Raw genomic sequence first — 20,021 nt, forward strand, 5'->3', positions numbered from 1 at the left:
CTAGGTCGGCCATATTACTCTCTATTTTAAGAAAGTCAACATGTAATGTTGATTTTATTTTCAAACCCATCTACTCAAAACAAACTCAATTAATCTTGAATCAATCAACCAAGCTATTGTTTTTCAACAAGTTTTTACCAACATCACCGCCGATGGATGTGCATTATAGATGAATTCCCATCGCTTGCAAGCCCTGTTTTTTGTTTTTAGCAAAAATAGCGCTTATATGAGCAATATTTAATCAACAATTCTAAACTTTGTCGTATTCTTAGCCAAAATTAGCAGTATGTTTATTTTTAAATTTTAGCTAAACTATTTTTTGATCTATTTTAATGTTGTGTTGAGATGACTCGAACTTTTAAAAAAAAAATAATTTTACTGTCATTCATAGCAATTTCAGCCCCTACTTTACATGCAGCACCACCTCCAAGTGTGTACAGCACCACATTTTCAATTTTGGCTTATGCTAAATGGCGACTAGACACGCCTAAACTCTGTGTTGTGGATAACACGAGTGTTGCACAACATTTTAAAAACTATGCATCTGCACATCATAAATACGATATTCATGCCATTCAAACGCATGCTATTAAGCAGAATGATTGTCAAATTTTGATCTTTTCAACTCTATCAGCCATTGAAGAACAGCAGATTTTAATTCATCAAGTCGATTTTCCTGCACTTTCGATTAGCTTGAATAATGTGGACTGTGAAACAGGCAGCGCTTTTTGTTTATATAAAAAGAATCAAAACTACGCTTTTAAAGTCAACTTAGAAAGCTTAACTCAGTCGAAAGTGCATATTGATCCACGAGTGTTATTACTTGCAAAACCAACGGAGCCTAACTCATGAAGCAGTTATACACTCCTATTACCTTGCATCAGTTATTTACGCGCTCTCAACTCACTATTTTTATACTGACCTTTTGTATTTGTTCTGGAATTTTTTTGGTCATTTCGACTTACACCATGAACACCTACGCTAAAAATAGTCTGCAAAATTTATCAACCACATTGAATGAACGTATTCAACCTGCAGTTGTATTTAACGATCAGATCACTTTGAATGAAATCTTAACTGAACATACACAGCGCCATCCTGTCCGCTCCATTGAAGTGCTTTCAGCCCAACAAAAGCGTATGGCATTTATTGAACAACAAGACCTTGACCGATTTTCAATTCAAGCCTTGTTAGATTATTTGTTTTTCCACGACCCTGTTCGTCTGAGTATTAATCACGATCAACAAAAATATGGCGAACTGCTAGTCTACGGTAATTCGAGCGACCTGATCAGCTTTTTGCTCAAAATTGTTCTTGGGCTAAGTTTTGGTTTTATTTTAATGTTGATGGCCGTGTTTTGGTCGATTAATTCAATTTATCAATATCTCATGCAATCCTTAACCTCAATTGTTGATTCTGCACGTGATATTAGCACGCAACAAAATTACAAAATGCGTATTTCTGGTTCAGATATTCAGGAATTGCACGAACTCAGTTATGCCTTTAATAGTCTATTAAAGGAAATTGAGCAATCGCATAAGAATTTAACTTCAGAAAACAACAAATTACAACATCAATTTCAATATGACAGTTTAACTCAACTGCCAAATCGACATTATTTTTATGAAACACTTTTCAAACTGTATAATGGTTCAACTACCAGTGCTGCAGTCTTATTTTTAGATATCAACAATTTCAACCAAATCAATAATCAATTTGGTCATTTAATTGGTGATGAAATTTTACGTGATTCTTCACACTGTCTTATCGATATTTTGCCCGAGCATGCTTTTGTTTCACGATTAGGCGGAGATGAATTCGCAGTGATTCTGACAGGTTCATATACACAGGCTGAATTGGAAAATTTCTGTGAAAAAATTCACAACTGTTATGCAGCCACATTTACATACGAACAGCAGCAAGTCTCATTAAATGTTAGTATTGGTGTGGCATTAACTGAATATGCCAAGACACCAGAAAATTTAATTGCTGATGTAGATCGTGCCATGCTTAAAGCGAAACGCGATAAAATAAAATGGTATATTTCACCTCAATCAAACATTGACTTCCTCACCTCCCTAAACGGAGGTGATTCCTACTGCTAGACGCTTAAGCCCAAGCGCAAGTATGTTCTTAGAACTATTTAAATCCCGATCATTGGTATTTAAACAGTTTTCACATTCCCATACTCTTATTCGCAAATCTGCTCTACCTTTCGGACTGCTTGCGGTGATCTCACCACAGCACGAACACATTTGGGTTGTGAAACTTTCGTTGACTTCCTCAAACAATACACTTGCGTTCTCGCATTTATACTTGAGCATTGTTTTGAATGCTGAAAAGCCTGTATCTAAAACAGATTTAGCCATTTTAGTTTTTACAAGTTTTTTTGCACTCAGGTCGCCAACAATAATCAGTGCATTTTCTTTTACAAGCATGGTGCTTGCTTTGTGCAAATGATCTTTACGACAATTTGCAATCTTGGCGTGTAATGCACGAATACGCTTTTTATTCTTCGCTCGTTGAGCTATACCTAGTTTTTGTTCATATTTACGATACAACTTTGGATTTGAAATCACAGTGCCATCAGAACAGGTGGCTATATCTTTTAAGCCTAGATCAATGCCAATGGCTTTAGTTGCAGTTGGTTTGTCTAACTTAGGTGAATCCACGACCAGGCACACATACCAACGCCCACGACTATCCTCAACAAATGAGCCTGTTCTAACACTATATTTGCTTAAACCGTAGCTATCCCATAAGCCGAATTTGGTTTTTCCATACTCAACCCATCCATCAGCATATTTCAGTCCTGATTTTTTGAATGGTATCCAACCAAGCGATCTTCTTGCTGATTTCTTGTTGCTAACACGCCATTTCAGCTTTGCTTTTTTATACTGTATTCTTCGGGTGACAAATTCTTCTCTAATTGCATCAATTGTCTGGCTATGCAATCCACAGAGCTTTGAAGTACCTTTGGTGTACTTTGCCATGTCGAATGCTGAAAAGAAGTGACCTGTTCTTTTTAGGTGTTTAAAACTCAAATCATTCACATAATTCCAAACAAAGTTCACCTCAGATGCTAATTGGTCTAGCACCTTGCAATGTTTGTCTTTTATGCGTAATTTAAGTGTTTTCATGGGCTTATTTTAGATCATGTTAAATTAAAGGTGTTGATTTTTGAAAAACCCAACGACATTTCATGTCGTGTCGCTTACATCTCTGCCCTGAAGGACAGAGTTTTACGCTCCATTTGATAAACAGGTTTCACATGCTTAAAAAGGTTCTGATCACTTCTCTCATTTTAGTTATGGTTTCGCTCAGCGCATGTATGAGCTTAGGCAATGTCAGCTATAAACAAGCACGTATGCTTAAAAATGAAGGGTTTATTTTGAGTGATGATGGCTGGACACTGGCTTTGCCTGAACGTTTATTATTTGGTTTTGATGAATATGCTATCCAAAAACCTCAGCAACAACGCCTGAATCAGCTGGCACAACAACTGCATAAATATGATCTAGATAAACTTAAATTTATTGGACATACCGACAATGTGGGGTTACCCAGCTACAATCAAACTCTTTCTGAAAAACGCGCCCAAAGTGTCGCTCAGATCTTTTTAGATCAAGGTTTTGAACGAAACAATATTCAGGTGATTGGTCGTGGAGCATCTCAACCGATGGTGAGCAACGATACACCAGCAAATCGCGCGATTAACCGTCGGGTAAATGTGACCATAGTACCTTAAAGCCCTACAGAAATTTCAACGGATCATCAAGCCTCAGTCATTGAGGCTTTTTTTATTTCACCTAAAAGATGTAATCAACAAAAGTATTTTTCTAAATTTCAGGCATAAAAAAACCGCTTAACGCGGTATCTTTATCTATTGACCATTTCTATTTTAGAAAATGGTCGGAGCAGTAGGATTCGAACCTACGACCCCCTGGTCCCAAACCAGGTGCACTACCAGGCTGTGCTATGCTCCGTTTATCTCTTAAAGAGATTGGGGTGAATGACGGGATTCGAACCCGCGACAACTGGAATCACAATCCAGGGCTCTACCAACTGAGCTACATCCACCATCATATTTGGTTCTTATATACCAAGCCACCCAAAAATGGCGCGCCTGACAGGATTCGAACCTGTGACCATCCGCTTAGAAGGCGGATGCTCTATCCAACTGAGCTACAGGCGCATGACCGATGATACATAATATCATGCGATACGTTGCCTTGAAGAATTGGTCGGAGCAGTAGGATTCGAACCTACGACCCCCTGGTCCCAAACCAGGTGCACTACCAGGCTGTGCTATGCTCCGATTCATCTCAGCTTTTTGTGTATCGCACATCGTGCGGTACGGTGTGCATTCTAGGCGTGACGCCCGAAGACGTCAACACCTATATTTAAAAAAAATTAAAAAAAAGCTTCAACCGTATATTTATCAAGCATTTTTGATATTTTTCAATCAATTTTAGCGTTTCAGACTCGCACTGAAATTCAACATACGATCTAACGGTAATTTAGCACGTTCTGCAAGCGCAGGCTCAACGAATATTTCTTGATCACCAGTTTGCAACACATGCAAAATTCCATCTAATTCATTCATTGCCATCCACGGGCAATGTGCACATGAGCGGCAAGTTGCCCCCTCACCTGCAGTTGGTGCTTCAATCAGAGTTTTATTGGGTACCGCTTGTTGCATCTTATAGAAAATGCCACGGTCAGTTGCCACAATAAGACGCTCGTTCGGCAAGTTTTTCGCAGCTTGAATTAGCTGTGAAGTACTGCCCACTGCATCAGCAATATCAACCACAGCTTCAGGTGATTCTGGATGTACCAAAACTGCAGCATCTGGATACAGCGCTTTCATGTTGGCAATACCGCGCGAACGGAATTCTTCATGCACAATACATGAACCATCCCACAGCAACATATCTGCCCCAGTTTTCTTTTGAATATAGCGACCTAAATGCTGGTCAGGCGCCCAAATGATTTTTTCACCCAAGCTATCTAAATGCTCGACAATTTCAACTGCGCAACTAGATGTCACGACCCAGTCTGCACGTGCTTTTACCGCAGCAGAAGTATTGGCATAAACCACAACAGTATGATCAGGATGTGCATCACAGAAGCGGCTAAACTCATCGACAGGGCAACCTAAGTCGAGTGAACAAGTCGCTTCCAAAGTTGGCATTAGAATAGTTTTTTCTGGTGATAAAATTTTGGCTGTTTCACCCATAAATTTCACCCCAGCCACCACCAATGTTGTTGCAGCATGATCACGACCAAAACGTGCCATTTCCAGAGAATCTGAAACACAACCGCCCGTGTACTCTGCCAATTCCTGTACTTCTGGATCGCAGTAATAATGGGCAACCAAGACAGCATTGCGCTTTTCGAGTTCTGCTTTAATTTGCGCAAATTTTTCCTGCTTGGCCTGCTCACTCAAATGGTGCTCTTTGGTTTCACCCAAGCGATCTAAATGCGCCTGCACAATCGATTTTGCTTCATTGGCAATTAAATTGGTCGCATCATTCATAACAACGTCTTCTCTATCTTCATGCTTGCCCTAACACAAGCGTACTCAAGTCACTGATGATATGGGGGCTATTTGCTCATTCACCAGCCCTTTGCCGATTAAATGCTAAAAAAGCCTCACAACGGAGGCTTTCTCACTCAATTTAAATTTTACGAACGGTAATCCGCGTTGATCTTGACATAATCATAAGATAAGTCACAAGTATAGACTGTATCTGAGGCCTGTCCGCGTCCTAAATCTACACGAATGGTCATTTCAGTTTGCGCCATGACGCCTGCACCTGCTTCTTCGGTATAGTCTGCGGCAGCGCCACCATCTTTACATATTTGCACATCATCTAACCAAACCTGAATTTTTTCAACGTCTAAATTAGGGACGCCTGCGTAACCAATCGCAGCAAGGATACGCCCCCAGTTTGGATCTGAGGCAAAAATAGCGGTTTTTACCAATGGCGAATGTGCAATGCTATAAGCAATATCACAACATTCCTGAGTATTAGCGCCACCTTCAACACGAACCGTAATGAATTTCGTTGCACCCTCGCCATCACGAACAATCAATTGCGCCAAACGCAGCATCACACGATTTAAAACATCCAATAGCACCGCATAACGTGGATCATTATTGCTACTAATTGTCGTACCGCCTGCCTGACCTGTCGCCACTAAAATGCATGAGTCATTGGTAGAAGTATCGCCATCTACGGTAATGCGGTTAAAAGATTGCTCTACACTTTGCTTGAGCAATTGTTGTAATACATCACGTTGAATCGGGGCATCGGTCGCAACATAGCTAAGCATAGTCGCCATATTCGGACGAATCATGCCTGCGCCTTTAGAAATACCAGTCATGCTGTATGTAATACCATCGAGCTCAAATTGCTCAGACGCACCTTTTGGTTTGGTATCTGTGGTCATAATGCCTGTGGCGGCATCATGCCATGCATCATCACGCAACGACGCCAAAGCTGGTGCTAAACCTGCGACCAAACGCTCAATAGGTAATTGTTCACCAATCACCCCTGTAGAAAATGGCAAAACTTCTTGTGCAGATACACCCGCCAATTCAGCCAATTTGGCACAGGTGGTTTCTGCATTTTGCATACCCAATTTACCCGTACCCGCATTGGCATTACCTGTATTAATCACCAAATAACGTGGATTAGTTTGTGCTAAATGTGCTTTAGAGACATGCACAGGCGCAGCACAGAATGCATTTTGGGTAAATACACCCGCAACATTTGAACCTTCTGCAAATTCAAAAATAACCAGGTCACGTCGGTTCTGATAGCGCACATAGGCTTCAGCTGAACCAATTTTTACACCTTTGACCACATGCATATGTGGCATAGAGACGTCACCAACTGCCATTTTGAAATTTCCAGTACAAATTTGAGAATGTCACAGCTTAGTGGAAAATGAAGAAAAAATCGAGCATCCGCCTGTGTCGTTTCGCTTTTTGTTTATGTAGGCTCTGAAATATAAAAACCAGCCGTTTAGACTGGTTTTTTTATATTTAAACGTACAGCTGAGCAAGCAGCATCGCTTGCCAGTCTGCTTTAAAACTTATTGTGGATTGGTTGCCACAACTGCTTCGCCCAACAATGCCTGTTTGGCACGTTCTTGGCTTGCTGCAGACAGTGCTGGATTTGAAGCCACAATACGATTTACATTAGCAGCATTCGCTGGTGCAATCGCAGCAGTATGCAACACAATTGGACGTTGATCAGGATTGGCAAAGGTATAGCGGATACCTGTACGTGGACTTGCCACTGTTACATGACCATTATCTACTTGAGCCTGTGCTGTAGTGGGTCCTACAGCAGCCTGAACTTTTGCAGCAGTGGTCGTTGTCGCTGTAGCATTCGCAAAGGTCAACGTTGGCAAGCTAAGTGCGACAATCATTAAAGGTTGTAATACTTTTTTCATTTTTTGTTCCACGTATGGATATATTGCATGTGCAACTAAATAGCATTTAATTCCAAAATCTGCAAATGCTATACACATCTTGCAAAACTATTGCTACAAAGTTTTAAGCCAAAATGCGATAAAAAAGCAGAACCGAAGTTCTGCTTTGCAAAGTTCATCAAACTTAAATTTTACCGTGACACTGCTTGTATTTCAGTCCTGAACCACATGGACATGGTGAGTTACGGCTTGCAGGTGGTACCACCGCTTGATCAGCAGCTACCGCTTGCGGTTCTGATTCAAAGGTTTCACCCGTTAAGCCGTCTACATCTGCATGAGAAAGGTTCAACTGCATGGCTTCGGCCTGTGCCTGTTGTTGCGCTTCCATGGCAGCCAATTCTTCAGGCGTTGGGACGTGTACACGTGATAAATCAGTGACCACATCAGCTTTAATCACACCCAGCATGTTCACAAATAAGTTAAATGCTTCTTTTTTGTATTCTTGCTCAGGGTTCTTTTGCGCATAGCCGCGTAAATGAATACCTTGACGTAAATAGTCCATTGCCGCCAAGTGATCTTTCCAGTGGCGATCTAATGAGCTGAGCATAAAGTGACGTTCTAACATGGCTGCAGATTCATCACCCATTTGCTCACGACGTGAACGGTAACGCGCCAAGATTTCATCAGAAATACGTTCAATCAACGCTTCTTCGTCTAGGCGACGATCTTCTTCCAACCATTGATTAATTGGCAAGTCGATGCCCAAGTCATCACGTAAGGCACGCTCAAGCCCGTCAATATCCCACTGATCGTGAATCGATTCAGGTGGAATATAATTGGCGATCATGCCTGTGACCACTTCACGATGCATTTCTTCAATATAATCTTGCAGGGTGTTTTCTGCTAACACGTCATCACGTTGTGAATAAATGATCTTACGCTGTTCATTATTCACATCATCGTATTTCAGCAAGTTTTTACGAATATCGAAGTTACGTGCCTCAACTTTGCGCTGTGCATTTTCGATGGAACGAGACACCATTTTGTGCTCAATCGCTTCATCTTCCTGCAAGCCCATAGCGCGCATCATTGCCACGACACGGTCACCTGCGAAAATACGCATCAAGTCATCTTCAAGTGAAAGATAGAAACGTGACACACCTGGGTCACCCTGACGACCTGCACGACCACGTAGCTGGTTATCAATACGGCGTGATTCATGGCGTTCAGAGCCAATAATATGCAAACCACCTGAACTTAACACCATGTCATGGTTTTGTTCCCACTCTGCTTTTAAGCGAGCTTCGTCTTCAGGGGTTGGATTTTCAATTTTGGCAAGCAAGGCTTTCCAGTTACCACCGAGCAAAATATCTGTACCACGACCCGCCATATTCGTCGCAATCGTCACCGCTCGTGGTGAACCTGCCTGTGCAATAATGTCGGCTTCACGTTCGTGTTGCTTCGCATTTAACACTTCGTGCTGAATACCCGCTTCACGCAGTTTGTCCGATAAAATTTCCGAAGCTTCAATGGTTGCGGTACCAATCAAAATTGGCGCTACACCCGCTTCATGCACACGCTGAATTTCTTGAATAATTGCGTTGTATTTGCCTGCACGGTTTAAATAAATCAAATCGTTCTGGTCATTACGAATCATTGGGCGGTGGGTTGGAATAATCACCACATCCAAACCATAAATTTCTTTCATTTCTGCAGCTTCAGTATCTGCAGTACCCGTCATACCCGATAATTTTTTGTATAAACGGAAATAGTTCTGGAAAGTTGTGGTCGCTAAAGTTTGGTTTTCAGGCTGAATTTCTAAGCCTTCTTTGGCTTCTACCGCTTGGTGCAAGCCTTCTGACCAGCGACGACCCGGCATGGTACGACCTGTATTTTCGTCAACAATAATCACTTCACCATCATGAATAATGTAGTGTACGTTGCGTTGATACAAGAAGTGCGCACGAATGGCAGCAGACACGTGATGCACCAAATTCAGGTTAGATGCAGAATAAAGACTTTCGCCCTCTGCCAGCAATCCCATTTGAATCAATTCATCTTCTACAGTTTCATAACCAATTTCGGTCATTTCCACCGTTCGTTGTTTTTCATCAATCCAGAAATGCCCACCATCTGCTACTTTTTCTTCTTTTTGCGCATGCAGTTTTGGTGGAATGGTATTGATTGCAGCATACAATTGAGATGAATCATCACTTTGACCCGAAATGATCAATGGTGTACGTGCTTCATCAATTAGGATCGAGTCCACTTCGTCAATGATGGCATAGGTCAAACCACGCTGTTTTTTCTCAGCGAGAGAAAACACCATGTTGTCACGCAAATAGTCGAAACCAAATTCGTTATTGGTACCGTAAGTGATGTCTGCGCGATAAGCTTGTGCTTTTTCAGTCGGGTCTTGCATCGAATAAATAATGCCAATACTTAAACCCAAAAACTCAAACAAAGGACGGTTGAGTTCAGCATCACGCTGTGCCAAGTAGTCATTCACAGTAATGACATGCACGCCCTGACCACTCAAAGCATTCAGATAACAAGCCAAAGTTCCCATTAGGGTTTTACCTTCACCTGTACGCATTTCTGCAATTTTACCTTCGTGCAAGGTAATACCACCAATCAACTGCACGTCATAGTGACGCATGCTCATGACGCGTTTGGCCGCTTCACGACATACCGCAAATGCTTCTGGTAATAATTTATCTAAACTTTCGCCTTTGTTATAACGTTGTTTGAATTCTTCGGTTTTTGCAGATAAGTCTGCATCGCTTAAGGCAGATATCGTCGGCTCGAGCGCATTAATCTTGTCTACGATTTTACGCATGCGTTTGAGTTCGCGCTCATTTTTAGTACCGAAGATTCCTCCGATCAGACTTGCCAACATGAATAAACTCTCTAAATCTTGCTTGTCAAATAAATAGGTTTTTCTTAGTGGTTATTATGGTGCTAGAAATTTGAAGTACAAGGGTTTTGCACAAAAACCTATTAAAAATTCCAATCTCTACTTGCCATTTCTCGCTGCTAAGTGGCAGTTAATGTAACAAATTTCGAGCGGCCGATATATAGCAATAGCACATGAATCTATTTTGAAAATGCAATAAAAACCACATCACTTATTCTATTTATTCATAAGGACATACAAAAACACTATTTATTTTTGCAAAAGAAATAACGCATAGTAGTGTTCATTCAACCTACAACACAAAACATTAGAGGCACAGCATGACCATTCGCTTAGGTGACACCGCACCCAACTTTACACAAGATTCAAATGAAGGCCAGATTGATTTTTATGAGTTTTTAGGTGACAGCTGGGGGATTTTATTTTCACACCCTGCCGACTATACCCCTGTCTGCACCACAGAATTGGGCTTTACCGCAAAACTTAAAGATGAGTTCAGCAAACGTAATGTTAAAGCGATTGCGCTTTCTGTAGATGATGCAGAATCTCACAAAGGCTGGATTCAAGATATTAACGAAACTCAAAATACGACAGTTAATTTCCCAATTCTTGCCGACCAAGACCGTAAAGTGTCTACTTTGTATGATTTTATTCACCCAAATGCCAGTGAAACACTGACTGTACGCTCACTGATCATTATTGATCCGAATAAAAAAGTACGTTTGATCATCACTTATCCTGCATCTACAGGGCGTAATTTCCATGAAATTTTACGTGTGATTGACTCATTGCAACTGACTGACAATTATAAAGTTGCAACCCCTGCTAACTGGCAAGATGGTGAAGACGTGGTGATTGTGCCATCTATTCAAGATGAAGCTGAACTTAAAGAACGCTTCCCAAGCGGATATAAAGCCATCAAACCGTATTTACGTTTGACCAAACAACCAAGTCGCTCTTAATTTTAGTTCTACACTGAATTCACAAGTTAGCAGAATGATTAAAAACGCCTATCTTCGGATAGGCGTTTTTAATGTCTAAATAAATAGCGTGTAAAAAGGATTTAACCAAATGATTAAATCCTGTTTAAAGACCACAACTTTATAAAAAGAATTAGTTGCGTTTCTCTAACGGCACCCAGTCAATTACCCATGCCGACTTCATATTCAAACTAGGGTCAGCCGTGATTTTTTTACGAGTGGCGTCTGCAGCATCACGATCTTTAGATGGCCCTACCATAATCCGCACACCTTTAGAGGTTGGACTTTGTGTGACTTTATAACCTTTGGCTTTTAATTTAGCTGCCAAAGCATCGGCATTGGCTTGGTTGGCTGCCAAAGCCACTTGTACCATCCACTGCTTATCGCCTTCTTCCAGAAGCTTACGTGCTTTTTCTGCTTCAGCCTTTTTCTTAGCGGCTTCTTCAGCTTTACGCTTTTCATCTGCTTTACGTTTTTCTTCAGCAGCCTTACGTTCTGCTTCTTTTTTCGCTTCTGCCGCTTTGCGCTCTTCTTCCGCTTTACGTTTTGCATCGGCTTGGCGTTTTTCTTCAGCCTTGCGCTTCTCTTCCGCAATTCGTTTTTCTTCAGCTAGTCGTTTTTCATCTGCAGCTTTTTTCTCTGCGGCACTACGCTCTTGTGCTGCTTTTTGCTCTGCAGCTTTCTTGGCATCTGCTGCCTTTTGCTGCTCTAACTTCTTTTGCTGAGCGGCTTTTTCATCAGCCAAACGTTTTTGCTTGGCCTGTTCATCTTCTACCAGTTCAGGTGGAATATTGTCTGAGCTTTGCTGCTGACCTGAACGCAGGGCATTTAAAGCTGCGTATTCTTCTGCTGCTTTACGTGCTGCTTCAGCTTCAGCCTGTTGCTGCATTGCCAAAAATTCGGCTGCACGCGCTTCTTGCTCTGCTACCGCTTTTTCACGTGCACGGCGCTGCTCTTCTAGCAAACGCTGCTCGGTTTCGACATCTACAGTTAAAGGCTGCAATTGCACCATTTCTGCTTGATTGGCATTTTTATTCTGAACTTGTTCAGCTTGGCTTGGGGTTTTGACATTATTTTGATGTATTTCTTCTTGCCCTTTTAAAAGCAATGCTGCCAATAAAACACCACCACCTAATAAAACAACGCCACCCATCCAGCGTTGTTTGTTATTCATTGACATTCTTCCAAATACTCCCATACCGCTTCTAAGGTATGAAATGATCCACATACCAAGATCAGCTGATTATTTTTTGTTTCATCCAGCGCTGATTTAAAAGCCAATTGCACACTGTCGAAGTGTTGTACTGTTTCGCCTTGCAAAGCTTGATCTAAAACCGTGATCTCTGCCGCACGTGGCACATTTAATGCGGCAATTTTCCACATTAACACCGCATCTTTCAATAACTCAACGACAGAATTTATATCTTTATCTGCCAGCATTGAAAAAACACCAACCACTTCTGTGTACTGTTTATTGTAATTTAAGAAATTGCGCAATTGCTTTAACAAAAATTCAACGCCATGCGGGTTATGCCCTGCATCAAAAATCACGGTTTTACCCTGAATTTGACGAATTTCAAAACGTCCTGCCAATTTAGCGGCTTGAATCCCTTCTGCAATTGCCGTTTGAGAAACCGCAAGGCCACTATTTAATACAGCTGCCACTGCGGTAGAAATATTATCTAATGCCAAGCTACCTGTCGGGAGTTTTAAGGTACAACCTGAAGATGCAAACATCCAAGATTCGCCATCGTCAGAATCACGATAAAAATAATCACGATTTAAGACCAATAACGGCGCATTGCACACTGTTGCTTTGTCTTGAATAGCTTGTGGTAAATCTTGCTGACCTGCAAAAATCACTGGAATGTTCGGACGAATAATCCCTGCTTTTTCATAAGCAATTTTTTCGATGCTATCGCCCAACCAATCCACATGATCCAACCCAATATTGGTAATCACTGCCACATCTGGGTTGACCACATTCACTACATCTAAACGTCCACCCAAACCGACTTCAAGCACCCAAACATCACAGTCACGTGCTTTAAAAATCACAAAGGCAGCCAACGTGGTCGCTTCAAAGAAAGATAAACTCAGATCACAGGCGCGTCGAGCTTGATCTACCTGCACAAAGGCATCAATCAAGCTTTGATCATCAACTTCGTTTCCTGCTAATTTGACCCGCTCATTAAAGCGGTAAATATGTGGCGATTGGTACAATCCTACCTTATAGCCTTGGGCATTTAAAATTGCTGCCAAAGTGGTAGTGGTTGAACCTTTGCCATTGGTTCCTGCAACCGTAATGACTTTGGCATTTGGCTGAGTCACACCCAGTTTTTCGGCAACGGGAATCACCCGCTCCAAACCTAAATCAATACCCGTAACGTGAACATGGCTCCAATAATTGAGCCATGTATTTAAATCATCGGTTGCAAGCGGTGCTATGTTCAAGGCAAATTCATCAGTTTCGACACAATGCGATAAACTGTATCACGTAATGCATGACGATGGACAATTTGATCGACCACGCCATGATCAAGCAAGTATTCTGCACGCTGGAACGGTTCTTCCAGTTTTTCACGTACAGTTTGCTCAATCACACGTTTACCTGCGAAACCAATCATCGCTTTAGGTTCAGCAATGTGTACATCGCCTAACATTGCCAATGATGCTGTTACACCGCCATATACAGGATGAGTCAACACCACGATGTATGGCAAGCCTGCTTCTTTCATACGCTGAATCGCTGCAGAGGTACGCGCCATTTGCATTAAAGACAGCATGCCTTCTTGCATACGTGCACCGCCAGATGCAGCAAAGCAAATTAGAGGTTGTTTCTGTTTAATAGCACGTTCAGCCGCTTGAACAAAACGGTCACCAACAACAGTACCCATTGAGCCGCCCATAAAGTCGAACTCAAATGCACAAGCAATTACTGGCATTTCTTTGAGTAAGCCTTGCATTACCACCAAAGCTTCAGTTTCCCCTGTTTTCTTTTGTGCTTCAGACATACGCTCAGGATAAGCCTTACTGTCTACAAAGTTCAGCGGGTCTTTGGCAGAAAATTCTTGACCTAATTCTTGTTGAACTTGATCTAGGAACCAAGTTAAACGCTCACGCGCTTTCATACGTAAATGTTCGTCACATTGTGGACATACATACGCATTAAAAGACATTGCGGTACGGGTGACTAACGCATGACATTCAGGACATTCAATTGTTGGTTCAGTGAAAATAGCTTTTAAGGCTTGTTGTTCATCTGGTGTTTCAATACCAGGCACACCACGTTCAGTCCACGGCGTCGATGGGCTTAGAATTTTCCCTGTTTTCACTTCTTGATTCATACTAACTCATCGAGCGCAGCTCGAAGCTCCTTCACTTTATTAACCGTTGCAATGACGGCTTGTTCTGGGGCAAGGCTCGCAAATTGTTTTACAAAAGCACTTCCGACAATGACTGCATCGGCAGCTGCACCCATTGCTTTGGCAGAGGCAGCATCGCTGATACCAAAACCTACGCCAACCGGCACATTTGTAACAGATTTAATTTGTTGTAAGCGTGTTGCTGCTTCTGCAACATCAAGTGTTGCTGCGCCTGTCACGCCCTTCAAGGAAACATAGTAAATAAAGCCACTGGCTTGATTTGCCACAAACTGAATACGCTCTGGTGTCGATGTTGGTGCCAACAAGAAAATTTGATCCATCTCATATTTCTTTAAGATGTTGTCAAAATCTTGAGCTTCCTCTGGTGGTAAATCCACCAAAAGCACACCATCTACACCACAATCGTTAGCATATTCAACAAACTTTTCATAACCAATCACTTCTACAGGGTTTAAGTATCCCATCAACACAACAGGGGTTTCCTGATCTTTTTGACGAAATTCTTTGACCATGTCTAAAGCCTTTAGCGTACTGGTACCACCTGCCAAAGCACGCTCTGCTGCAAGGGCAATCACTGGACCATCGGCCATTGGGTCTGAAAACGGCAAACCTAATTCAACGACATCTACCCCTGCCTCGACCATTTGATGTAACAACGGAACTGTGACTTCTGGATGAGGGTCACCTGCCATAACATAAGAAACCAAGGCCTTACGCTGTTGAGATTCAAGCTGTGCAAATCGTGTGGCTAAACGTGACATAGGGTTGTATTTTCCTTGAATGATTAAAACTGAGACATTTGCTATTGTAGAAATACAAATCGACCCATTGTAACGCTATTTTTTACACAATGAATAGCGCACTGGCATGGGTTGCTGTATTTCTGTTTGCAAAACGATTTATTCAGAACAACCGCGAGGCTACATTTACTAATATTTGCGCTTTTTTCTCAATGATCAAAGATGCCTAATTTGGCCTGCTTATCGGTTTGTACATTTTGCCCAATTTTGCATTTAAAGTTTTAAAAAATGATATAAACAAAACACTTAGCTTCTAAATCATTCATTTCACAACCTTGCAAAAGCTGATTTAAATCGATTGATCAGCGCTATTTTTCCAATGCTATTGTTCCGTGATGCTATGACACATCGGGCTGAAATACAGTGCTTCTTCAGGCTAGAACTTGAATGAATGTCTATCTATTTCTTTTCATACTCGCCCTGCTGTAAAGCCTGTTTGGCTTTAAGCAAAGTTTGCCCAGTGTAGGCCTTATAAGCCCGCGCCAAAGCAGATTGATCTGAATACCCCAATTGTTGTGCAATTTCAGACAGCCCCAGATTTTGTATAAGCAACTGCTCACAGCGCTGCATGCGCTCTTTTTCAATAATCTGTTTAAAGCCTGTGCCCTCTTGTTTAATCTGTCGCTGCAACGTGCGCACCGAACAACACAACACCTGCGCCACAAACTCAATACTGGGGATGTTTTCTTCCTGACGTAAATATTGCGCCACCATTTCCTGAACCTGCTGCAATACGCTATCGACATTCGGTTTTAATGCAATCGCATCTTCAGCTTGCTTGGTTAGCAAATGAATTAAAGAAGGGTCTGCCTGTCGTGGTTGAATCGTTAAACTATCTAAATTTAAAACAATTTGATATTCCGCTTGTTTAAACAAGATTTTACAGCGATAAAAATTTTCATACTGTCGCACAGGCATGCGTGCGGCGTGGGCAAAGTGGATTTCCCGAATGGGTGAATGTTGAAAGTCAAAAATTTGAGTGGCCAGTTGCACCATACAAGCAAAGGTCATTTCATGGATCAAACTATATTTTTCATCGACCAAGGGCCAAGACAAATACAAAGCATCCTGTTGTTGATATAAACGCATGGGTACAGCAGCCGAACCATCCACCACCAAACGGCTAAAGCGCATCATGTACTGAATGGCTTCTGCGACACTGTTACTACGCGAGGCCATATAACCGAGTACACCAAAATGTTCAGGCTGAATATGAGCTGCCAACTCAAAAATCAGCTGGGGACAATTCAAAAAATGGATGCTGTGCTGAATAACCTCAGTAAACAATACATAAGATGACTGTGTATCTAAGGGCAATGACAGGACATGCTGTAACTGTTGCAATTGTGCCGCAGAAAACCCTAGCTGTTCAGGCATTAGACCACGCTCAGAAAGGTAGCGCAGCCATAACTGATAATAGCCATTTGGAATTTGAATTTCGTGAATGTGTGTGCTCATGTTGACATGAATCATTTTCTTTTGTCGTTTAATGTATAAAAACTGGCAAGTTCTGTCAAAACAAATCCGCGAAAGCCCGACATACTGCAAACATGATCGACTCTGCTTAGTAAAATAAAATGAATGCACTTGTCCAATATCATGCTGCGCCTATTGTCCGCAGCAATCTTGATTTTCAGTTAAGCGAAATTCCACGTTACTGGTTTGCGGGTGACCCTTTTCTGACACGTATGTTTGATGCGCTTAGCCTGACCTTTCCTGACGGAGAGCGTTACTTTATTCAATCTGTACGTTTGTTTCGCGATCAAATTCAAGACCCAGACCTTAAACAACGCGTTGCAGATTTTATTCGGCAGGAAGCGCAACACGGCATTGCACATGACAAAATGAATCAGGTCATGAAAGATCAAGGTATGCCGGTAGATCAATTTATTCAGCGTCTGAACAAGATTTTTAAGTTTGAACTGAAATATCGCTCACCTCAATACAACATTGCCATGACGGCGGCGGCTGAACATTTAACAGCACTTATGGCAGAAACATTTTATGGCGAAAAAGACACCCTGAAAGATGCACATCCGTATGTCCGTGCTTTATTTGCGTGGCATGCGATTGAAGAAATGGAGCATCGTGATGTGGCTTTTGATGTGATGCAACAGGTGGGCAATGTGCCTGAACTGACCCGAAAAATGGCATTGGTACTCACCACAGGCTTGATGTTTGGGTTTACCCTTTACCGTGCCAATGTCATGCTCAGATACGATGGTTTTAGCCGCATACAACGCTTAAAGATGAATGCACGCGGGTTGAAATGGCTATTGGGTAAAAATGGAAAATTACGCAAAATGAAACCACAATTTCAAGACTGGTTTAAGCCTGATTTTCACCCTAGCCAACACCCGATTATCGCGCAATACGATGTTTGGCTGCACACCTTAGCTGAAACCAATGATCCAATTCAGGCGGGTGAAGCTTTTTGGCAAGCTGCGAAGTAGTCGTTAAGCAGCACCATGAAAACGCATTTGCTTAAATTATCTCTTAGATTAAAAAATCGCTGCTCTACTCTCAATATTTTAAATATCTGTTCAGTAGCTCAGCGATTGTGATTAAAATTCTACAGGGTTGTGTTTAGTCTAAGCATTACCATTTGGCATAATGCTGTTCAAGCAAACCATATTCATTCAGCAAAATGATCTCGGTATCGCCTTGCTGAATCGTACCACTAATTTTGGCTTGCCATTGGCTAAACTGGCTACCCACCAAACGCAAATTCAGATTTTCATAACGGCGCCAACCTGTACTGACGGTTAAATTCAGCTGATGATCCAATGAGCGAATACTCCACAAATCCTCATCTTCATGTTGGAACAGCACATCTGTTAAGGGGTACAGCACGCCATTGATCCACAAACAGTTTTCATTGCCAAAACTTTCATTCACACCAGAGGCTAAATTCAGCCCCACACGGCGGTTTTCGGTATCCCAAAAATTACACGATAACCAAAACCATGCTGTTTCAGGGCGCAAAAAACCACAGGTATCATCTAGTGAGGCAAAAGTCCGTTCATGGAATTGAATAGTTTGTCCTGTTTTATTGACAAAATACCCTTCACAACCCAACGTGGTCAGTTTTTGGGTATAAGTCCAACCATTAATGCCTGTCGGGCTACACATACTTAATGGGTCTGTACCTGCACAAAAAATACGAGCACTGAGTTTAATTTCGCCATATTTGGTCACACGGATATAGCGCACACCATTGGCATGTTGAATTTCAATTTGAAATGGAGATTTATCAAAATAACTTTGATTGAATAAAGGCTGTTCATCCAACACGGTATTGCGGGATAAAAAATTAATCGCATTCCATTCCTGCACTTCACTCGTCATGTGATTATAAATATAGACAAAGCCATGACCTGCCCATGCAATATCTGCAATAGCTAAACCAATGGTATAGTGCTCATGTTGAATGCTACAAAATTTAAACTTTTTATATTTTAATCGCTTACGCCAACCCGACAGTACTTCACCATACGGTGTTTTGTATTGGTAGGCTTGGTAATCAATCTTTTTGGGAAGTTCACTAAAACGTCCATAATGCGGTTGTCCATTCGCCTGAATTAAATCCATTGAAGACATTCCCTATTGTCTAAAACAATTCATCTTTGGTCGTATTATGCCTACAAATGCATGTACAAAAAACCCGCAGCTTATGATTTTGTTGAAAAACTTATAAAAACATAGATTGTTTTCTTTTTTCGCCACTCAAGTGACTATAAAATCAACAATGCTTGTAAGTACATTCATCAGACTTCGCTCGCGAGTTCAACATTAGTGACTCAACGTGAGTGGTGGCAGTAGCTAAAACTGCCCATAAAAGACAATCTATTTTAAAGTAAAAGCTAATCTAAGAAGATTTAAACATCTGAATCCAAAGTCAGATACGTATTTTCCCAGCGATTAGCTGAAAATGAACCTTCAACCAGTTGCACATAGCGACCGTACACCTGATCAATTACCAAACAATCATCTACCTCTAAAACCCGATCGGTATGCTGTTTTTGCCAGTGCTGGGCAAAATAAGCTTTTCCACATTGCTTTGCCACCATTGGATTTTGCGCCACCACCAACACATAACGATGCAATTCTCCAAATTCACGCGGATCATAGCCACCCAAATTAATTAAATACAGGCGATTTTCAGATTGATTCGGCTGTGCATCTGTGAATTTTAAATAGTAGGATTTGCCTTCAAACTCCACACCGTTGATTTGCGCCCACGCATCAATATGTAAGCCTTTGGGTTCTGCAAACCAAGCCTGCTTGAGTTGAGGATAGGTTTCTTCTAAAGCATCACCCACTGCAAGTACCACATCATGTACTTCGGTATTGGCCCGTGCATGACGCCCACCCAACATGACGATAAATAAACTAGGCATACCCGCCCCCTACATAATTTTTAGCTTTAATGGTTTTAAAGTAGCGAGAATTTTTAAATGAACCAATTAAAAAATCGTGCCGAATTGCTTCA

The 20,021-nt window shown here is 41.6% G+C and carries 17 protein-coding genes and 4 tRNA genes; 5 read left to right on the plus strand and 16 right to left on the minus strand.

Annotated features, from left to right (window positions below; genetic code table 11):
* The first annotated feature begins 345 nt into the window (after nt 1-345).
* Nucleotides 346-852, plus strand: a complete 507-nt coding sequence (locus tag ACNS8M_RS11010; protein ID WP_168542336.1) for a YfiR family protein — start codon at nt 346-348, stop codon at nt 850-852.
* The gene (locus ACNS8M_RS11015; protein WP_168418589.1) at nt 849-2,105 is read left to right on the plus strand and encodes a diguanylate cyclase domain-containing protein; all 1,257 of its coding nucleotides are present in this window, start codon (nt 849-851) and stop codon (nt 2,103-2,105) included. The genes ACNS8M_RS11010 and ACNS8M_RS11015 overlap by 4 nt, the downstream gene beginning before the upstream one ends.
* Here the strand turns inward: ACNS8M_RS11015 and ACNS8M_RS11020 are convergent.
* Nucleotides 2,079-3,140, minus strand: a complete 1,062-nt coding sequence (locus ACNS8M_RS11020; RefSeq protein WP_168542338.1) for an RNA-guided endonuclease InsQ/TnpB family protein — start codon at nt 3,138-3,140, stop codon at nt 2,079-2,081. The genes ACNS8M_RS11015 and ACNS8M_RS11020 overlap by 27 nt on opposite strands.
* Before the next feature lie 131 nt (nt 3,141-3,271).
* Here ACNS8M_RS11020 and ACNS8M_RS11025 point away from each other — a divergent pair, with 131 nt between their 5' ends.
* Nucleotides 3,272-3,748: an OmpA family protein gene (locus ACNS8M_RS11025; protein ID WP_168418587.1), complete on the plus strand. Its 477-nt coding sequence runs from the start codon at nt 3,272-3,274 to the stop codon at nt 3,746-3,748.
* A gap of 161 nt (nt 3,749-3,909) precedes the next feature.
* Here ACNS8M_RS11025 and ACNS8M_RS11030 read toward each other — a convergent pair.
* The 8 genes from ACNS8M_RS11030 to secA form a co-directional block, all read right to left on the minus strand.
* A tRNA-Pro gene (locus ACNS8M_RS11030) sits at nt 3,910-3,986 on the minus strand.
* A gap of 18 nt (nt 3,987-4,004) precedes the next feature.
* A tRNA-His gene (locus ACNS8M_RS11035) sits at nt 4,005-4,080 on the minus strand.
* A 38-nt stretch (nt 4,081-4,118) separates the two neighbouring features.
* Nucleotides 4,119-4,195: transfer RNA gene (locus ACNS8M_RS11040), tRNA-Arg, on the minus strand.
* A gap of 46 nt (nt 4,196-4,241) precedes the next feature.
* Nucleotides 4,242-4,318 (minus strand) — tRNA-Pro (locus ACNS8M_RS11045).
* A gap of 153 nt (nt 4,319-4,471) precedes the next feature.
* The gene (nadA, locus tag ACNS8M_RS11050; RefSeq protein WP_168461653.1) at nt 4,472-5,539 is read right to left on the minus strand and encodes a quinolinate synthase NadA; all 1,068 of its coding nucleotides are present in this window, start codon (nt 5,537-5,539) and stop codon (nt 4,472-4,474) included.
* Nucleotides 5,540-5,688: 149 nt separating this feature from the next.
* Complete coding sequence (gene argJ / locus ACNS8M_RS11055) at nt 5,689-6,909, minus strand: bifunctional glutamate N-acetyltransferase/amino-acid acetyltransferase ArgJ (protein ID WP_168461651.1); 1,221 nt, start codon at nt 6,907-6,909, stop codon at nt 5,689-5,691.
* Between the two features lie 195 nt (nt 6,910-7,104).
* On the minus strand, nt 7,105-7,467 hold the full coding sequence (locus tag ACNS8M_RS11060) for a hypothetical protein (protein ID WP_168418584.1): 363 nt from the start codon (nt 7,465-7,467) through the stop codon (nt 7,105-7,107).
* Between the two features lie 163 nt (nt 7,468-7,630).
* On the minus strand, nt 7,631-10,345 hold the full coding sequence (gene secA, locus ACNS8M_RS11065) for a preprotein translocase subunit SecA (protein WP_168418583.1): 2,715 nt from the start codon (nt 10,343-10,345) through the stop codon (nt 7,631-7,633).
* A 338-nt stretch (nt 10,346-10,683) separates the two neighbouring features.
* On the opposite strand from secA, the gene ACNS8M_RS11070 reads away from it, so the two are divergent.
* Nucleotides 10,684-11,325: a peroxiredoxin gene (locus ACNS8M_RS11070; RefSeq protein WP_168542340.1), complete on the plus strand. Its 642-nt coding sequence runs from the start codon at nt 10,684-10,686 to the stop codon at nt 11,323-11,325.
* Nucleotides 11,326-11,476: 151 nt separating this feature from the next.
* On the opposite strand, the gene ACNS8M_RS11075 is transcribed toward ACNS8M_RS11070, so the two are convergent.
* From ACNS8M_RS11075 to ACNS8M_RS11095, 5 genes are all read right to left on the minus strand, one after another.
* A complete protein-coding gene (locus ACNS8M_RS11075; protein ID WP_168461650.1) occupies nt 11,477-12,517 on the minus strand; it encodes an SPOR domain-containing protein in 1,041 nt (346 codons plus the stop codon).
* A complete protein-coding gene (folC, locus tag ACNS8M_RS11080; RefSeq protein ID WP_168542342.1) occupies nt 12,514-13,797 on the minus strand; it encodes a bifunctional tetrahydrofolate synthase/dihydrofolate synthase in 1,284 nt (427 codons plus the stop codon). The genes ACNS8M_RS11075 and folC overlap by 4 nt, the downstream gene beginning before the upstream one ends.
* The gene (gene accD / locus ACNS8M_RS11085) at nt 13,794-14,690 is read right to left on the minus strand and encodes an acetyl-CoA carboxylase, carboxyltransferase subunit beta (protein WP_168418579.1); all 897 of its coding nucleotides are present in this window, start codon (nt 14,688-14,690) and stop codon (nt 13,794-13,796) included. Before accD ends, folC begins: the two co-directional genes overlap by 4 nt.
* The gene (gene trpA, locus ACNS8M_RS11090; protein ID WP_168418578.1) at nt 14,687-15,490 is read right to left on the minus strand and encodes a tryptophan synthase subunit alpha; all 804 of its coding nucleotides are present in this window, start codon (nt 15,488-15,490) and stop codon (nt 14,687-14,689) included. The genes accD and trpA overlap by 4 nt, the downstream gene beginning before the upstream one ends.
* A 438-nt stretch (nt 15,491-15,928) precedes the next feature.
* The gene (locus ACNS8M_RS11095) at nt 15,929-16,975 is read right to left on the minus strand and encodes a helix-turn-helix transcriptional regulator (RefSeq protein ID WP_323126717.1); all 1,047 of its coding nucleotides are present in this window, start codon (nt 16,973-16,975) and stop codon (nt 15,929-15,931) included.
* A 131-nt stretch (nt 16,976-17,106) separates the two neighbouring features.
* Here ACNS8M_RS11095 and ACNS8M_RS11100 point away from each other — a divergent pair, with 131 nt between their 5' ends.
* The gene (locus ACNS8M_RS11100; protein ID WP_168542346.1) at nt 17,107-17,982 is read left to right on the plus strand and encodes a metal-dependent hydrolase; all 876 of its coding nucleotides are present in this window, start codon (nt 17,107-17,109) and stop codon (nt 17,980-17,982) included.
* Nucleotides 17,983-18,127: 145 nt separating this feature from the next.
* Here ACNS8M_RS11100 and ACNS8M_RS11105 read toward each other — a convergent pair whose 3' ends face one another.
* Together ACNS8M_RS11105 and ACNS8M_RS11110 are read right to left on the minus strand one after the other, a co-directional pair.
* Complete coding sequence (locus ACNS8M_RS11105) at nt 18,128-19,120, minus strand: DUF2804 domain-containing protein (RefSeq protein WP_168542348.1); 993 nt, start codon at nt 19,118-19,120, stop codon at nt 18,128-18,130.
* A gap of 287 nt (nt 19,121-19,407) precedes the next feature.
* Entirely contained in the window at nt 19,408-19,929 is a 522-nt protein-coding gene (locus ACNS8M_RS11110; protein WP_168542350.1) for a DUF1543 domain-containing protein, read from the minus strand.
* Nucleotides 19,930-20,021: the final 92 nt, after the last annotated feature.

This window comes from Acinetobacter sp. A2, assembly GCF_048537555.1.
GTDB lineage: Bacteria > Pseudomonadota > Gammaproteobacteria > Pseudomonadales > Moraxellaceae > Acinetobacter.

Excerpts from the sequence above, each read along its gene's own strand:
- ACNS8M_RS11010 (WP_168542336.1), top strand. The coding sequence starts at position 346 with ATGACTCGAACTTTTAAAAAAAAAATAATTTTACTGTCATTCATAGCA.
- ACNS8M_RS11060 (WP_168418584.1), bottom strand. The coding sequence starts at position 7,467 with ATGAAAAAAGTATTACAACCTTTAATGATTGTCGCACTTAGCTTGCCA.
- ACNS8M_RS11100 (WP_168542346.1), top strand. The coding sequence starts at position 17,107 with ATGAATGCACTTGTCCAATATCATGCTGCGCCTATTGTCCGCAGCAAT.
- nadA (WP_168461653.1), bottom strand. The coding sequence starts at position 5,539 with ATGAATGATGCGACCAATTTAATTGCCAATGAAGCAAAATCGATTGTG.
- trpA (WP_168418578.1), bottom strand. The coding sequence starts at position 15,490 with ATGTCACGTTTAGCCACACGATTTGCACAGCTTGAATCTCAACAGCGT.
- accD (WP_168418579.1), bottom strand. The coding sequence starts at position 14,690 with ATGAATCAAGAAGTGAAAACAGGGAAAATTCTAAGCCCATCGACGCCG.
- ACNS8M_RS11070 (WP_168542340.1), top strand. The coding sequence starts at position 10,684 with ATGACCATTCGCTTAGGTGACACCGCACCCAACTTTACACAAGATTCA.
- ACNS8M_RS11025 (WP_168418587.1), top strand. The coding sequence starts at position 3,272 with ATGCTTAAAAAGGTTCTGATCACTTCTCTCATTTTAGTTATGGTTTCG.
- ACNS8M_RS11105 (WP_168542348.1), bottom strand. The coding sequence starts at position 19,120 with ATGGATTTAATTCAGGCGAATGGACAACCGCATTATGGACGTTTTAGT.
- ACNS8M_RS11015 (WP_168418589.1), top strand. The coding sequence starts at position 849 with ATGAAGCAGTTATACACTCCTATTACCTTGCATCAGTTATTTACGCGC.
- ACNS8M_RS11110 (WP_168542350.1), bottom strand. The coding sequence starts at position 19,929 with ATGCCTAGTTTATTTATCGTCATGTTGGGTGGGCGTCATGCACGGGCC.
- ACNS8M_RS11075 (WP_168461650.1), bottom strand. The coding sequence starts at position 12,517 with ATGAATAACAAACAACGCTGGATGGGTGGCGTTGTTTTATTAGGTGGT.
- ACNS8M_RS11020 (WP_168542338.1), bottom strand. The coding sequence starts at position 3,140 with ATGAAAACACTTAAATTACGCATAAAAGACAAACATTGCAAGGTGCTA.
- secA (WP_168418583.1), bottom strand. The coding sequence starts at position 10,345 with ATGTTGGCAAGTCTGATCGGAGGAATCTTCGGTACTAAAAATGAGCGC.
- argJ (WP_168461651.1), bottom strand. The coding sequence starts at position 6,909 with ATGGCAGTTGGTGACGTCTCTATGCCACATATGCATGTGGTCAAAGGT.